This window comes from Shewanella decolorationis S12, from assembly GCF_000485795.1.
In the GTDB taxonomy this organism is placed as follows: domain Bacteria; phylum Pseudomonadota; class Gammaproteobacteria; order Enterobacterales; family Shewanellaceae; genus Shewanella; species Shewanella decolorationis.
On record NZ_AXZL01000036.1, the window covers coordinates 21,149 to 36,938 of the forward strand.

12 protein-coding genes and 1 pseudogene are annotated in these 15,790 nt (G+C 46.8%); 6 read left to right on the plus strand and 7 right to left on the minus strand.

Features of this window, described 5'->3' with window-relative positions:
- Positions 1-77: 77 nt before the first annotated feature.
- The 4 genes from SHD_RS01515 to dmeF all read right to left on the minus strand — a co-directional run bounded on the left by SHD_RS01515 (position 78) and on the right by dmeF (position 5,960).
- Positions 78-1,703, minus strand: a complete 1,626-nt coding sequence (locus SHD_RS01515) for a phosphoethanolamine transferase (RefSeq protein ID WP_039977121.1) — start codon at positions 1,701-1,703, stop codon at positions 78-80.
- A 258-nt stretch (positions 1,704-1,961) separates the two neighbouring features.
- Positions 1,962-4,058: a prolyl oligopeptidase family serine peptidase gene (locus tag SHD_RS01520; RefSeq protein WP_023265532.1), complete on the minus strand. Its 2,097-nt coding sequence runs from the start codon at positions 4,056-4,058 to the stop codon at positions 1,962-1,964.
- Between the two features lie 220 nt (positions 4,059-4,278).
- Positions 4,279-4,740 (minus strand): MarR family winged helix-turn-helix transcriptional regulator, encoded by a 462-nt coding sequence (locus SHD_RS01525; protein ID WP_023265533.1) that lies wholly within the window; start codon positions 4,738-4,740, stop codon positions 4,279-4,281.
- Positions 4,740-5,960 carry a CDF family Co(II)/Ni(II) efflux transporter DmeF gene (dmeF, locus tag SHD_RS01530; protein ID WP_023265534.1) on the minus strand — a complete coding sequence of 407 codons (1,221 nt, stop codon included), beginning with the start codon at positions 5,958-5,960 and terminating at the stop codon, positions 4,740-4,742. The genes SHD_RS01525 and dmeF overlap by 1 nt, the downstream gene beginning before the upstream one ends.
- A 694-nt stretch (positions 5,961-6,654) precedes the next feature.
- On the opposite strand from dmeF, the gene gloA reads away from it, so the two are divergent.
- Complete coding sequence (gene gloA / locus SHD_RS01535) at positions 6,655-7,065, plus strand: lactoylglutathione lyase (protein WP_011717181.1); 411 nt, start codon at positions 6,655-6,657, stop codon at positions 7,063-7,065.
- A gap of 94 nt (positions 7,066-7,159) precedes the next feature.
- On the opposite strand, the gene msrQ is transcribed toward gloA, so the two are convergent.
- Positions 7,160-7,807, minus strand: coding sequence for a protein-methionine-sulfoxide reductase heme-binding subunit MsrQ (gene msrQ, locus SHD_RS01540; RefSeq protein ID WP_023265536.1), 648 nt, complete (start codon positions 7,805-7,807; stop codon positions 7,160-7,162).
- 111 nt (positions 7,808-7,918) lie between these two features.
- Positions 7,919-8,953 (minus strand): protein-methionine-sulfoxide reductase catalytic subunit MsrP, encoded by a 1,035-nt coding sequence (msrP, locus tag SHD_RS01545; RefSeq protein WP_023265537.1) that lies wholly within the window; start codon positions 8,951-8,953, stop codon positions 7,919-7,921.
- Positions 8,954-9,220: 267 nt separating this feature from the next.
- Between msrP and rmuC the strand changes: the two genes are divergently transcribed.
- The 4 genes from rmuC to SHD_RS01570 all read left to right on the plus strand — a co-directional run bounded on the left by rmuC (position 9,221) and on the right by SHD_RS01570 (position 14,966).
- Positions 9,221-10,786 carry a DNA recombination protein RmuC gene (gene rmuC / locus SHD_RS01550; protein ID WP_023265538.1) on the plus strand — a complete coding sequence of 522 codons (1,566 nt, stop codon included), beginning with the start codon at positions 9,221-9,223 and terminating at the stop codon, positions 10,784-10,786.
- Positions 10,787-10,879: 93 nt separating this feature from the next.
- A complete protein-coding gene (locus SHD_RS01555; protein WP_039977117.1) occupies positions 10,880-12,805 on the plus strand; it encodes a transglycosylase SLT domain-containing protein in 1,926 nt (641 codons plus the stop codon).
- Between the two features lie 214 nt (positions 12,806-13,019).
- Positions 13,020-13,721 carry an EAL domain-containing protein gene (locus SHD_RS01560; protein ID WP_023265540.1) on the plus strand — a complete coding sequence of 234 codons (702 nt, stop codon included), beginning with the start codon at positions 13,020-13,022 and terminating at the stop codon, positions 13,719-13,721.
- A 693-nt stretch (positions 13,722-14,414) separates the two neighbouring features.
- On the plus strand, positions 14,415-14,966 hold the full coding sequence (locus tag SHD_RS01570) for a hypothetical protein (RefSeq protein ID WP_023265543.1): 552 nt from the start codon (positions 14,415-14,417) through the stop codon (positions 14,964-14,966).
- A 259-nt stretch (positions 14,967-15,225) separates the two neighbouring features.
- Here the strand turns inward: SHD_RS01570 and SHD_RS21765 are convergent.
- Positions 15,226-15,375: pseudogene (locus SHD_RS21765) on the minus strand (IS91 family transposase); the annotation flags it as partial.
- Positions 15,376-15,521: 146 nt separating this feature from the next.
- Here SHD_RS21765 and SHD_RS01575 point away from each other — a divergent pair.
- Positions 15,522-15,790: hypothetical protein (locus tag SHD_RS01575; RefSeq protein ID WP_039977119.1), on the plus strand; the 269-nt coding region annotated here is incomplete at its 3' end.

Sequence of the window (15,790 nt, forward strand, 5' to 3'; positions counted from 1 at the left end):
ATTATGATGTGCCGCAAAAAACAAAGGAGGATGTTGTTAACATCCTCCTTTGAGTCATGCTCACTAACATGGACATTTTAGCCGCGGCAGCGAGCAAAGATATCTAACTTAGGTTGATACACTTGGGTCTGCACGTTCATTAATCCCAACAGACTGTCGAACAAATTGTCGTGGGAGAAGCCGCCCTTCTCGGCCTCTTTGGCTAAACACGCCATATTCAAATGGTTGTCTTGGCTAAAATCCTCCGACACCCAGGCCAGCATAGGAATACTGGTTTGTTCAATCGGCGCTATGCTGTAGGGGGCACCGTGCAGATACATGCCTTTCTCACCGAGGGACTCACCGTGATCCGACACATATAACATAGCGGTATCAAACTTAGCCTGTTGCTGTTTAAGCTTATTCACCACTTCACTGATAATGTAATCTGTATACAAAATCGTGTTGTCATAGGTGTTTATCAGCTCTTCGGCGCTGCAGTTTTGAATGTCGCTACGTGGGCAATCCGGCGTAAATTTACGGTGCTCTGGCGGATAGCGCAGGAAGTACGTCGGCCCGTGGCTGCCAATCACATGCAGGGCAATCACAGTGTCTTTCTGCTCAGCTTTAGCAAGTGCCTCGTCGAGTTTATTGAGCAGCACTTGGTCGAAACAATATTGGCCTGAGCAAAGTTCAGGATCGCTATTCAAGTCAATAGTGATGTTTTCAACCTGATCGCACACCCCTTTACAGCCCGAGTCATTATCAAACCACTGCACTTTAATCCCGCCATGATTTAACACATCGATGGCCGTGTCTTGGGCATAGGCGCGGCGAGAATCATAATCCTCACGTCCCATACGCGAAAACATACAAGGCAACGAAACCGCGGTAGCCGTGCCACAGGAATGGGTGTCTTTAAAGGCGATCAAGCCTTGTCCCTCTGTGTGGGCGTTAGTTGGCCTATCATAACCATAGTATTGATAATTCATCGAACGGGCGGTTTCACCCACAACAAGCACTAACAAATTAGGTTTTCCATTGGGATTGCGACTAACATTCTTCGCATCTAGACCTAACTGCTCATATTGGATTGGCGTTTGTAAATAGTGCACATTGATGTACTTAGCGGCCGCACCAATAAAATAGGTTGGCACGATATAACGCTTGATCTCATCATTATTACGGCCAAAGGCGGCGTAGTCTTGAAAATAGAAGAAGGCGATAATCCCGAGCCCTACTAACATCGCTAGCATAAACAACACTTTATGTAGCAACTCTTTGAAAAATGACTTGTATTGGATATCGACTTTGTAAATCAGATAGGCGGGTAAAATCCCCGTAAGCAGCATATTGAGGATGGAAGCAAAGTTCACATACATCAGCGCTTCGGCGCTGTTGGTTTGAAAGGTGTTTTCAATCATGCCGTAGTCGAACACGACATTGTATTTGAGCGCCGCAAAAAACACGCTCGATGACAACAGCGTAAGAATGATAAAAAAGGGTTTTACTAGGTATTTCACCGTAAACAGCGAAAACACAAAACTCAGAGCAAAAACTAAAAACAATGGCATGGATGCGATAAAGATCGGATCGACATCGGGCTGTTTTTCAATGCCTTTCTTGATGACTTCAAAGAGTGGGATATTAAAAACGCAAACGTAAAATAATGCGGTGATAAAGGTGAAGCGGTTCACGGTTAGAGTTTTAAATCTCGTCAGCACTGGCAATGCTCTCTTAAATAAATAGTGGGCCGAAACTAGCTTAGTTTTCTTAAGGTAATCTTATGCCTATAAATGAATGCCATCTTAGCAACTGATTTTAACCTACTCAATAAAATAATTAATATTATTAACAAGTTAATATGCGGATTAAAAAAACGGCCGAACCTCAATGAATTCGACCGTTTTTTGCTCCCCAACCTATAGGGACTTGCTCGGTATTAACCGCGAATTGTTAAAACTGGCTATCACGCATCACGATTATTTTAACTGCTGTAATAAGTAGGCAAACGCCATCGAATTTAGTTCCGCAGCTTGATTATTATCTGCTGCGCCAGCATGCCCACCCTCGATATTTTCATAGTAGAGCACATCGATGCCCATGTCCTTCATCTTAGCCACCATCTTACGCGCATGCCCAGGGTGTACCCTGTCGTCACGGGTTGAGGTAGTGAAGAACACCTTTGGATAATGGGTGTCCTTGTGCAGATTATGGTATGGCGAATAGGTTTTAATGTAGGCCCATTCCTCTGGAATATCAGGATTACCGTATTCCCCCATCCAACTTGCGCCGGCCAGTAACTTATTGAAACGGTACATGTCCAGTAATGGCACTTGGCAGACCACGGCATTGTAGAGATCTGGCCGACGGGTAAAGGCTGCGCCCATCAGCAAGCCACCGTTACTGCCACCTTGAATGCCTAAATGCTTGCTCGAGGTAATTTTACGGGCAATGAGATCCTCGGCGATAGCTTCAAAGTCCTCATAAGCCTTATGACGATTTTGCTTAAGTGCCGCTTGATGCCACGCAGGGCCGTACTCGCCGCCACCACGGATATTGGCCAGCACATACACGCCGCCCTGCTCTAACCAGTTTTTACCAATGGTTGCAGAATAGGCTGGACGCAGTGACACTTCAAAGCCGCCATAACCATAGAGCAGTGTAGGATTGCTGCCATCGAGCTTAAGATCCTTTGCCATCACCACAAAATACGGCACTTTGGTGCCATCTTTTGATGTTGCAAAATACTGCTCAGTTTTAAATTTATCCGCCGCAAATTGCTGAGGCATACCTTTGATTTTTTTCGGTTTTAGCGCCTTAGCATTGACGGTATACAGGGTCGATGGCTCAAGAAAGCTAGTGTAATTAACAAAGAAATCATCACTGTCGCGCTCCATATCCATCACGGTTAGCGCGCCATTGGCCTCAAAAGGTACAGGCGTGCTTTGCCATGCGCCCTTCTCGTCTTGCTCGTAGCGAACCAGCTTGCTCTTCACGTTATCAAGCCAATTAACAAAAATCGCGCTCTTACTGAAACTTAACTGGGCGATTGATGCGGTAGGCGTAGGGCTAACAAATTCAGTAAATGATTCTTTTTGGGCAATCAAATCCGCCACATTGGCGTACACCACCGCGCCTTGGCTGAATTTCCCAGCAGGGGTTGCTAAGTCACTCTTGAGCTCAATAAACAACTTGCCTTGGAAATAGCCTTTGATCTCGGCATCTTGCGGGAGCGGCAACTTAATCAATTTGCCATCTTGGTAAACATATTGAGTAGCGGTGTAAAAGGTATGCGCCTCAGTAACTAGGCTCAGCGGGGTTTTATCGTCAAACATCACCCAACCCGACACCGCAACCGAGGTTTTGTCACCACTGAAAATGGTTTTCGCTTGCTCAAGCGGCGTACCACGTTGCCATAACTTCACCACGCGGGGATAACCCGAGTCGGTCATGCTTTGGCCATCGCCAAAGTCGGTGCCGACAAAGGCCTGATCGGTATCAATCCAACTAAGGCTAGATTTCGCTTCTTTTAAAAAGAAAGGTTTGTCTTTCGCAGGCACAAAGTCTTTAGTGGTTAAATCAAACTCACGCACTTCGACCGCATCGGCGCCGCCACGGGATAAGGACACAAAACAGCGCTGATTCTGTGGATACTGGCAATCAATCCCTTTGAATACCCAGTTAACCGCTTCGGTTTTGCCTAAGGCATCGACATCGAGCACGGTTTCCCATTTTGGATCCGCCTTGGCGTATTCTTCCATCGTGGTGCGACGGTAAATCCCCCGCACATGGGTATCATCCTTCCAAAAGTTATACAGCTTATCGCCTATATGGGTGGCGTAAGGAATACGCTCTTTATCATTGAGGATAGCAAGGCTGTTGGCAACTAAGGTATCGAAGCCCTTAAAGGCTTTAATTTCGGCGGCAGAAGTGGCATTTTGAGCCTTAACCCACTCCATCGGCTTTGCGCCTTCAACCTCTTCAAGCCAAAGGTATTTGTCTTCTTCTGCGTGGAGTTGACCACTCATTGTGAGTACCCCTGCGATGCACCAAGGCAGTAATTTATTTCGATTCATTTTATTCCTTGTAAACAGAGTCCATCTTGATTTCTGTTCTACATTACCCTAATTGCCCCCCAGTTCAACCTTTAATACAACAAGAATGTAACAAAAGGTAAGATATTGTAATCACGGATGATTAATCGAGAATGAATCGAAAATATTCGAGATGTTATGCCATAAAAAAGCGCCCATCGGGGCGCTTTAGTAAATACTGAATGGCGAGTTAACTTCGCCATTAAAACTCTTGGTTCATCCGCGTCAGCAGACTCAACAGTAAGCTTCGCTCCTTTGCACTCATCTTAGCGGTGAGATCGGTCGTTAATTGCAAATGCAGCGCATCATGTTCGAGGAACAGCGCCTGACCTTTCTCGGTGAGCTCGACCAGAATCGAGCGTCTATCACTCTCATGTGGACGGCGCATCACCCACTGGGAATCGACCATTTTATCGATTTGTACTGTGAGCGTGCCTGTGGTCACGCCGATTTTGTCGGCCAGCTCTTTCATTCGCATCGCGCCGTGTACACCCAATAACTCTATCGTGTGGACCTGCGATAAGCTAAATCCCTTATCGCGCACAATAGCATGCTCCCATGATGATAATTTTTCATAAAACTCAATAATCACATGGTTCAAGGCCTGATCCGTAGAATGGGCGGACGCGGCTGATAAAGCATCATGCGGGTGTGCAACTGTCATTAGGCTTCCTTAGCCACACACTCACGTTGACGGCAAGTATGCAGCTCAATGGTAATATGGGATAACTCAGGGAACTTAGTCAGTAACTGATTAAAATAACTGGCTTCTTTCGGTGAGTGAGACACTATGGACACCATAATAGCATGGTGATCGGCACTCACGCGCCAAATATGTAAATCGGCCACTTGATGATCCGGTACCGCCTCTATGGTCTCACGCACTTTACGTTGTAGCGAGGCCTTTACCCCACCGTCCAACAGAATTGGACTGGTCTGTTGGATAAGCCCCCATGACCAGCGGCTGATAATAATCGCGCCAACAATCCCCATAATCGGGTCGAGCCAAGTTAAGCCCATATATTTACCGAACAATAGTGCTGCAATCGCCAGCACTGAGGTTAACGCATCGGCTAAAACGTGGAAATAAGCCGCCCTCAGATTATGATCATGGCCCGAGTGCCCGTGTGAATGCCCATGGGAATGACCCTGTGCGTGTGTGTGTGAATGGCCGTCATGGTCATGGTCATGGTCATGGTCATGGTCATGGTCATGGTCATGGTCATGGTCAGCAGCATGATGATCGTGTCCATGGCAGCAATGATTATCTTGATGCTCCTTATGGTCATCATCTTCATCATCGTGATCATGGTCGTGTGAGTGACTGTGCGAATGTCCATGCGAGTGGCCGTGTGAATGCCCATGTGAATGTCCATGGTCGTGGGAATGATGATCTTTCAACAGGAACACACTCAGTACGTTCACGCTTAAGCCAATCAGGGCGACAAAAATCGCTTCATTAAAGTGGATATCCTCAGGATTAATCAAGCGCATACCCGATTCAACTAACATCACTAAGGCCACTAAGCCCAAGGCGATGGCGCTGGTGTAACCGCCAAGCACACTGACCTTACCAGTCCCAAAGGCAAAAGCCGGGTCATTGGCATGCTTACGGGCATAGGAATAGGCAAATAAGGTGATCATAAAGGCGGCGGCGTGGGTGCCCATATGCCAACCATCGGCCAGCAATGCCATAGAGCCATAAATGGTTCCGGCCACAATCTCGGCCACCATGGTAATCACGGTGAGATACAACACATAACGGGTGTTTTTTTCACCTGCGGTATTTTGACTAGAAAATCCATGGGAATGTTGCCACTGTGCGACAGAATGCCCAAGACCAGTACTCTGCATCGGATTCTCGGTTGAAGATGTTGTTTTCATTATTTTTTCCTAAGCGCTTTACCCTAGTTTGCATAAATTAATGAGCGTAAATTTATGCAACAAGAGCAAACCCGCTGTGGTGATTGATGACTTCTGCCGTCAGTTTAGTTTGAAAATCAAAATATATAAATATCAAAATAATCAATTTTCAAACTATTTGCATAAGTGTTGCAACGAATCACAAAATTTAAACGCAGCAAATATCAACCACATTCACAAGGGCCGTATAGACAAGGCATAAACTCAAAACGGGGAAGCGAACTAAACGATAAGGCAAATAACACAAAGGCGCTTAAATCGTCTGACTTAAACGCCTCTGCACAGGATTTGATTTGAATGTTATATCAGAACATGGATACAAAGAATGCACTGAAAAATAAAGCAATCACAACTGTAGTACCTAGAGCCATTTTAAGTTCGGTGTTCATATTCATTCTCCTAGTTGGTATGGCACCATTATTATCAAGCCCGACAAAAATGCCTATATTGAGATAGTTATTTTGTGAGCAAGAGCTAAATTATCGTGCACTTTTCACACCGCGCAGACAAACAAGGTGACGTAGCTCACAAAGCAAGAACTTCCCTAGCGCACACAATGGTCAAAATCAAGACTGGGCGATTCAGTTATTCGATTGCATGACTTACGGCAAATTTTGATATACTGCCGGCGTAATTCATTGACCGAGATAATCCTATGTCACAACTGTTACACACCATGCTTCGCGTCGGTAACTTAGAACGCAGTATCGCTTTTTACACTCAAGTGCTGGGCATGAAGCTGCTCCGCACCTCAGAAAATCCAGAGTACAAATATTCCCTTGCCTTCGTGGGTTTCGGTGAAGAATCAACGGGTCAGGCTGTCATCGAGTTGACCTACAACTGGGGAACTGAAAAATACGATCTCGGCACGGCCTTTGGCCATATCGCCATCGGTGATGAAGATATTTATGCCCGCTGCGAAGCCATTGCCGCCGCGGGTGGTAAAGTGACTCGCGCTCCCGGCCCTGTTGCTGGCGGCACCACTGAAATCGCTTTCGTGGAAGACCCAGACGGTTATAAGATTGAATTTATTCAAATGAAATCAGCGACCCAAGGTTTAGGTTAAGCCTATTATCTTCCCGCCTGATATAAAAACGGCGTTTGCAAGCTCTGCAAACGCCGTTTTCTTTGCTCATTTAAAAATGTCAAAACTACTTTTATTACCTCCTGCCCTCGGCGGCCATGGCGACACGGCTGCTGCGCTTCTTCTGCCAAATGGGTAAACGCCACGCGAGCAACAAAGCAAAGCCGAGGATATACAGACTCGGTTCGATGATTTCAGATTTTACCGACCAATAAAAATGAATCGGCGCCAGTATCGCCACCACATACACCCCATAGTGCAGCGTTTGCCAGCGGCGGCCCATTTTACGCATCAAGGCTTTAAAGGACGTCAGTGCTAGCGCGGTAACAATCACATAGGCCAGTGCGCCGACTAAAATATAAGGCCGTTTCGCCACCTCGCTGAAGAATAACTCCCAGGCAAACAGCAGATCTAAACTAAAAAACGCCACAATATGCAAAGTCGCATAGGCAAACACATACAAGCCAACTAAACGGCGCGTCTGCATCAACCAGCCTAATTTTAATCCCTTAGCAAGGGGGGAAATCAGCAGTGTGGCCGCCAACGCATTTAAAGCGCCAATACCCGTAAAGTGGATAATATGCTGCACGGGATCACCGCCAGCACGGCCCGACAGCACAGTAAAAATCAGCCAAGCAATCGGGATAAGCCCAATCAAATGAAAGACCAGCTTTATCCACAAAAGCTGTTTTGGCGTGACTCTTAACGCCGTGATATTGAACATAGGACTCCTACTCTTTTGACTCTTTCAAGGCACTAGCCAGTATGCCGCTAGATAATGCCATTTGTTCACTAGACGCAATCGCTTGCGCCTAGCCGACGCCCGCCGAATGAGTTAATAAAACCGCCTCAAATCCATCCCCTCATATAACGAGGCGACAAATTCGCCATAACCATTAAAGGGCAGCGTATCGATGCGTTTTGCCGAAAACAACCCACCCTCGCCGATGCGCCGCTCGCTCGCCTGTGACCAACGGGGATGATCCACCGCAGGATTAACATTGGCATAAAAACCATACTCATGGGGCGCGAGTTGATTCCAACTGGTGGGCGGCTGCTTGTCCATCACCCGAATGCGGACGATGGATTTAATGCTCTTAAAACCGTATTTCCAAGGCACCACTAAGCGGATCGGCGCGCCGTTTTGCGGCGGTAGGGTTTTACCGTAGAGTCCGACCGACATCAGCGTCAGCTCATTCATCGCCTCGGCAATGGTTAAGCCTTCCACATAGGGATAATGAATGCCGCCGCCCATTAAACGGCTCTTTTGCCCCGGCATTTGCTCAGGATCGAAGGCAGTTTCAAAGGCAACATACTTGCCTTTACTGGTCACGCCGACTTTTTTCAATAAAGCGGCGAGCGGAAAGCCCACCCAAGGGATCACCATGGACCAAGCTTCGACGCAGCGCAGACAGTAAATACGTTCTTCTAGGGGAAACAGCTTAGTCAGATCTTGATAATCGAGGGTCATCGGGCGCTCCACTTCGCCTTCAATGCGTAATTGCCAAGGGTCGACCTTAAACTGCTGGGCGTTATCAGACGGATCCTGTTTGCTGGTGCCAAACTCGTAAAAGTTATTGTGGGTGGTGACCTTATCCACGGGAGTCAGCACTTCGTCCTTACCAAAGCGGGCATTGGCCTCAAAGGTCAATGGCGTAGTGATAAAGCTGGTTTTGGGCTGCTCACCAAACAGATCGAATAATCCCGCCTGCACATAACCCGGAATGCTAGCCCCAATCGCGCCAAGGCCCATGGCTTTGACTATGTGACGGCGTGCTTTAAACACCGACTCGGGTGTCACTTGATTATCTTGGATATGCCAGCGCGCTTTTTTCAAAATACCCGGTGTAAAACGTGATTGATTAGCCAATGGACACCTCTGCAAAAATAAATGTTATGTACCTGTGCTCACTCTGTGAGTCCATTAAAGATGCAGGTATATGAACCTGTGTTGAGTTGCTGTAGTGATATAGACACAGATAACAGCAAAAAAATTTCATCACTCACAGTATCTCAACTTAAGCGACTAAGTCTTGCTCATTTGAGTCATCACCTAAACAGATTGTTTATTAAAGCACTTGAAGCCTTTTTTGGGGCATGCGACCCTAGGCGCCATAGCTAAAGGAGTGCTAGTAAGATGCCATTTTCTCAATCTTTTTCCCTCGCCCAGATCATCGGTCTTCTCGCCGTGGCCTTTTTAGGACTGCTAATCGGTGCCCTACTCAATCAACGTCTCACCCGCTCACGCTGGCAACAGTTTAAAGACGAATTAGAGCAAGAAATGCGGCAAGTAAACGAAGACGCCGAGCTCTCCCTCGCCCAGCAGCAAGTTTTAGTCGACGACAAAGATAACCAACTGCGCCAATGCCAACAGCGCTTAGAGCAAAAGATAGAACAACTGGGTAAAGCCGAAGCCATGGCCGAGCGCCTGCCGAGTGTTGAGCAGCAACTTGCCGACAGCCATCGCCGCCAACTTGAGCTCCAACTGGCCTTATCCAAATCCAATGCGATGCAACAGACCATTCAGGCCAAGGCCGATGCCCAGCAATCCGCCATGCAGGAGAAAATCGCCACCCTAGAAAGTGCCGAAGTGCGCCTACAAACTCAGTTTGAGAACCTTGCCAATCGTATTTTCGAAGAACGCAGCGAAAGCTTTAAGCATCAAAACGCCAATCAGTTAGAAGGTGTGCTCGGGCCGTTGAAGCAACAGTTAGAAGGCTTTAGACAGCAAATTCGCGAATCCTACAACCATGAACAGTCGGAACGCAGCGCCCTTAAGCATCAATTAGAACACCTGCGCGAACTCAACTTAAAAATGAGTCAGGATGCCATTAACCTGACCAAAGCTCTAAAGGGCGATAACAAGCAGCAAGGTAACTGGGGCGAAGTGATTTTAGACCGCGTGCTGCAAGAAAGTGGCCTGCGTGAAGGTCACGAATACCACACCCAGCAAGATCTGAAAGACGACAGCGGCAAACGCTTTAAGCCAGATGTGATCGTGCATTTGCCTGAAAATAAAGACGTGGTTATCGATGCCAAGATGTCGCTTGTCAGCTACGAGCGCTATTTTAATAGCGAAGATCCGTTGGTGCGTGAACAGGCCATCAATGAGCATGTTTTATCGATCCGTAATCATATTAAGGGCTTGAGTCAAAAGGATTATCAGCGTTTACACGGGCTCAAAAGCTTAGATTACGTGTTGATGTTTATTCCGATTGAACCCGCGTTCTTACTAGCCCTAGAGCATGATCCAAGTCTTGTTAACTTTGCCCTCGAGCAAAATATTATGCTGGTCAGTCCAACCAACCTCTTGGTTGCCCTGCGAACAATCAATAATATCTGGCGTTACGAGTATCAAAACCAGCACGCCCAAACCATTGCCAAACAGGCGGGTCGGATCTACGACAAACTCTGTGGCTACCTTGACGATATGGAAAAACTCGGCCGAGCTCTGGATAACGCCGAAAAAACCTATCACAGTGCCATGAACAAATTGTCATCGGGCAAAGGCAATTTAGTGCGTCAAGCACATTTAATGCAGCAACTAGGTGTTGATACCAGCAAGCAACTCGATAAGATGTTACTTGAGAAGGCGCTTAACGAAGCCTTAGACGAGAGTGATGCGCAGGACAGCGGTGATAATCAAACCCATCGCGATACGCTTTTGCCCCATACTGAGGATGCCACCGCACTCGAACAATAACGATAAACACGCAGTTTAAAAGCCAATAACTCATAATCCTGAATCGATAGGGAAAAGTCGATTGTAACCTTGATGCCCGGAGGCAAGTTCTGCATGTGCAACCCATTGACAAAGATGGTGTTATCCAGCGCAATTATCATTGCAGGGGCATTGAATGCCTCTGCGGCTTTCGCGTTAACTTCTACCCAGAAGACCTTTCTCGAGGCTGAAAAAGCCTTAAAGAAACAAGACTATGCCACCTACAAGCCACTGCGAGCTAAGTTAGGCGATTATCCGCTGGCGATTTATCTCGACCATGATATCGACATTGGCAAACTTAATGATTTACGCGGCAACGACGCTAAGGCCATGATAGATAAGTATCAAACCACGCCTATGTACCAGCGCCTGCGTTCAAAATATTTATTAAATGCTGGCGGCCAAAAGCGATGGAACGACTTTTTGAGCCTCGCTCAAGACGCGCCGACCGATGTCAGGCTACAGTGTTATTTCTATGAGGCCAAACTCGCCAAGGGCGAAACCCAAACCGCCTACACGGCGGCGCAGTCACTTTGGGTCTATGGCGATTCCCGTCCCAAGGAATGCGATCCCCTCTTCAATGCCTGGACCAAGGCCGGTAAACGTACTCAGGATGTGATTTGGGCGCGGATGTTACTGAGTTTCGATGAGGGCCAAACCAGCCTGCTGAGTTACTTGTCGCAAAAAATCACCGTGCATAGCGCCGAGGCAAAACGCTTAGTGGCGGTGTTTAAAGATCCCAATAGCCTGCGCCATACCGAAAAATTTAAGGATAAAAATCCTATCGTTGGCGATATCGTTGCCGCGGGCTTAAAACGTCTTGCCCGTAAGGATCTCGACCAAGCCATTAATTTATATACACGGTATCAAAAAGCGAAACGCTTTACTCCAGCGCAGGATCAACAGCTGCAAAAATATCTAGTACGCCGCGTGTTGATTGAGCAGGATGATAATTTTAGAGACTGGGCCGATAACCTGCTGCCCGAGATGAAGAGCGATGATATGTTCGAGCGCCGCTTACGCTGGGCGATCCGTGAACAAGACAGCACCCATATCGCGCGCTACTTAGATTTATTATCGCCAGAAAGCGTAGCCAAAGAGCGCTGGCAGTATTGGTTGTATCGCACCAACGCGAAACACGCTCCCGAAAGCGCCACTAAGGCGTTAGCAGCGGTCAGTAATGAGCGCAATTTTTACGGTTTTGCCGCATCGCAGTTATTGAATAAGCCCGTGTCCTTGAATCAAAGTCCTGAGCCTGTGGTGGATGGGACCAGTCAAAAACTCGAAGACGACTTAGGCTTTGTGCGCGTACTGGAGCTGATGGCGCTGGATCGTTACTTCGATGCCCGCTATGAATGGGTCGCCCTGCTAAAACGCAGTAATAATGAGATGCGCGCCCGCTATGGTCGTTATGCCCACGATCAAGGCTGGTATGACTTTGGCGTAGAGGCCAGTATTCAAGGCAAGCTCTGGGATGATATTCCCCTGCGCTTCCCGATGGCGCATCAGTCAGGCTTCGAACACGCCAGTAAAAAGCACAAGGTCAATATTGATGAAATCCGTGCCATTAGCCGCCGCGAAAGTGCGTTTTTCCTCTATGCGACCTCGGGGGTCGGTGCCCGCGGTTTAATGCAGATTATGCCCGCGACCGCCAAGGCAACCGCGAAGAAACACGGGGCTAAGTACAGCGATCCTAAGGATCTCTACAGCGCAGAGCTTAACTTAAACTTAGGCAGCGCCTATTACGCGCAATTGTTGAAGGATTTCAATCAAAACCGCGTGTTAGCAACCGCCGCCTATAACGCGGGCCCCTCGCGGGTTCGCCGCTGGTTAGCGGAGTCGAATGGAAAGCTCGATGCCATGAGTTTTATTGAGTCCATTCCCTTCACCGAAACCCGTGAATATGTGCAAGCCGTGTTAAGTTATCGGTTGATTTACGAGGCGCAAAAACAAAAGCCACAGCCTTTGTTTAACGAGGCTGAGCTCAAGTTCCATTACTAAGCCGCATGGCGAAAATGGGATAGTAATCGAACAGTAATCAAGGTGGCATTGGCCACCTTGATCATTTTTGGCCACATCAAGATGCCGTTTTATCCCAAGGTTTAACCGTATGAGTGTTTAATCGGCAAACGCGCTCAAGCGAGGTAAACTTGTTTGCACTCTTGGCCACTAAATGCGAATAATTAGCGATTAGTCATTTAACACGCCAGTCTCGATGCTCAATCTCAGCGGTTTATCCTTAAGTTGCGAATATCAGCCCTTCGTCTGTCCCCATACTCAACGCATTCACGGCTATGAAGCACTCGCCCGTTTTTACCTCGAGCAGGGTCAAACCATCGCCCCGAATCTAATCTTTGAGCAATTACACGAAGCCAGCGAACAACTGGCGGCGGTCGAGTTTCAGGCAAAAGCTTTTCAGCTCAAACACGCCCCACAGGCGCAGCGGTTATTTGTGAATGTGGACCCACACGCAGTAGATGGTGCGCATACCCAAAAGTTACTCGACTTACTATCGCAGCATCCGCAATTGACGGTGGAAATTATTGAAAACACTTGCGTGAGTGATGCCGAGCTTGCTAATCGCCTGTTCCATCAATTTAAAGCGGCCAATATTCAAGTGGCACTCGATGATATCGGCGCCCCCCACTCCATGCTCTCCATCGATTTAATGATGAATGTGGATTACCTCAAATTTGACCGCTACTGGCTTAAATTAATCGACGCGCCCCATGGCATCGCCCTGCTCGGCGCCCTGATTGAATTTGGCAAACGCACGGGCAAACAATGCATCCTCGAAGGCATAGAAACCGAAGCACAGCTTCAGCTAGCCCGTGAACTTAATATCGATCTAGTACAGGGATTTCTATTCAAACCTTGGTTTATCCGCCCAGAGCAAAGCGAAAAGTTAATTTGTTAGGGATAATAATGGTTTATACAAGAATGGCAGAGTGAATGTAGGTTCGCTGTGATTGTGAAGTTAGAAATGGATCACACCAATATTGCTAAATAACATATTGCGTTATGTGCATTGCCATTGTTTCCCCAGTGACACGCCGTGAATATGTCCCTATAGGCTCGACGGCGGCATCCATGCCGCCAACGGTCACTGTTGCAACAGTGGTAATCTTAACGACCATTGAACTGTTCATCTGGCTAAAAGCTTGTTGCCCCATTCCTTGTTTCGGCTCTTTATCTCAATCGAAAATACCTACTCTTGTTGCCATACAAATTCTCACCTAGTTACCTATGTTTAGCCTTACCAGAAATCAACATAACAATGTATGGGTATACAGTCATATTTAAATTTAGGTATTTTTGTATGATTTTAAGACAAGAACAGTGCGCACTAATTCCATGCGCAATAAATAAAGCGCTATAAAATCAGGTGAATATAGTAACTGAATTTTAGTTAATAGGTTTTGAAAACGCGCATGCGCGTTTTTCCAGATGGTGTATTTGGCAGAAAGCTGATAAATTCTTTGCATACAGATAGTTAACTGTGCGCGTTTTTACTGGTCCAACGAGATAAACGCGCATGCGCACTAATACAATGCTAGCTTTATAGAGTTTTCATTGACATTACGATAATAAAAAACGTAGAGGAGTAATCATGATTGGAGATATTGTGCGTTGCGCATATAAGAGCGCTAAAGAAAAATCCAATGATCTGGAAAACTCACTTAAGAGTAAGCTCTGGATAGAGGAGCTTGCCAAGGAATTTAGATTAAAGTTTTGCTCCCCCCATTACAGAGTATTTTCTTCAGATTACTATGAAAACAGAGATGCTTTTAAGATAAATGAGCTTCTATACGATGTATCAGTTGCGAAAATTGGGCGAGTAGACTCGGCATCGGGAAAGACAGAATTAGAATTTGTCAGTTCCTGTGAATGGCTTGTTGAAAGTGAGTTTCATAGTTCTAATAGCAGAGAGTCGATCATTGATTTGAGTAAATTATTTATGGGGCGATCTAAGAACAAACTGTTCGTAGTTCCCAAGTCAACGACTATTGCAAAATGGGTGCTTAGCGATCTAACAAATATTTTTCCTCAAGATGGAAGTGAGTATTTTGTAGCCTTAGTTCCTCATCCAGTCGATTGGTTTAAAACGGAAGATGCGCCAATTGTGTACTCCCTAAAGGCTGGTTGCTGGGCAGAAGTATAAAGCTAACAAATAAGGGTAGGCCGCGCGTAGCCGCGACCTTATCCCAAGTGTTGAACAAGCCCGATGCTGGTTGTTGACACTTTATTATGCAAATAGCGGATTGGGAATGTGTACTGGCGAAGGTCTTATTTTAAAAGAGACTTTTATGCAGACATGACCCGCCCTTAGCGAACGAGCTAATATTTTTATCGCTTGTTCATCAAATCGTTATCGAGTCCTCATTCTGTTTGGTTAACCCGTTATCCTTATACTTCTCGCCTTAGGCGGTGATGTTAGCGTCTGTCGGTCGATGACGCATATGAACGCCCATAAAATGCATAGCTTGATGGCAACAAGGGCAATAGCACACGGCTAAGGTACGTTTGACCTCAGGTAATACGGGGAAAGCGGCTCCTGCGACAGCCAGCATCGAAACAAAACTGGACACCCAACCTTAATAGCGCGGTAGCTAACCTCCAACAACAAAACTGGAAACAAAACTGGACACCCAACCTTAATAGCGCGGTAGTAAACCTCCTACTATGCTTTGGTTAAGCATTGAACAAGGAGGTTTGTATGCCGCGCCCTCGCAGAACTCAGATAAGTCTTGAAGACACACCTTATTACCATTGCTGTAGCCGCGTGGTGCGGCGGGCATTTTTATGTGGTGATGATAGTTACTCGGGTAAAAACTATGACCATCGCCGCGCTTGGGTAGAGTCATTATTGTTTGAACTGGAAGCGGTTTTTGCCATTGATATCGCAGCCTTTGCCGTGATGTCGAATCATCTGCATGTGGTGCTGCGAGTCGATATCGAGACGGCCAATCGTTGGACAGACCGCGA

Coding starts and splice junctions, on each gene's coding strand:
- rmuC (WP_023265538.1), top strand. CDS start 9,221: ATGCCATTTTCTCAATCTTTTTCCCTCGCCCAGATCATCGGTCTTCTC.
- gloA (WP_011717181.1), top strand. CDS start 6,655: ATGTCACAACTGTTACACACCATGCTTCGCGTCGGTAACTTAGAACGC.
- msrQ (WP_023265536.1), bottom strand. CDS start 7,807: ATGTTCAATATCACGGCGTTAAGAGTCACGCCAAAACAGCTTTTGTGG.
- SHD_RS01570 (WP_023265543.1), top strand. CDS start 14,415: ATGATTGGAGATATTGTGCGTTGCGCATATAAGAGCGCTAAAGAAAAA.
- SHD_RS01520 (WP_023265532.1), bottom strand. CDS start 4,058: ATGAATCGAAATAAATTACTGCCTTGGTGCATCGCAGGGGTACTCACA.
- dmeF (WP_023265534.1), bottom strand. CDS start 5,960: ATGAAAACAACATCTTCAACCGAGAATCCGATGCAGAGTACTGGTCTT.
- SHD_RS01525 (WP_023265533.1), bottom strand. CDS start 4,740: ATGACAGTTGCACACCCGCATGATGCTTTATCAGCCGCGTCCGCCCAT.
- SHD_RS01560 (WP_023265540.1), top strand. CDS start 13,020: ATGCTCAATCTCAGCGGTTTATCCTTAAGTTGCGAATATCAGCCCTTC.
- SHD_RS01555 (WP_039977117.1), top strand. CDS start 10,880: ATGTGCAACCCATTGACAAAGATGGTGTTATCCAGCGCAATTATCATT.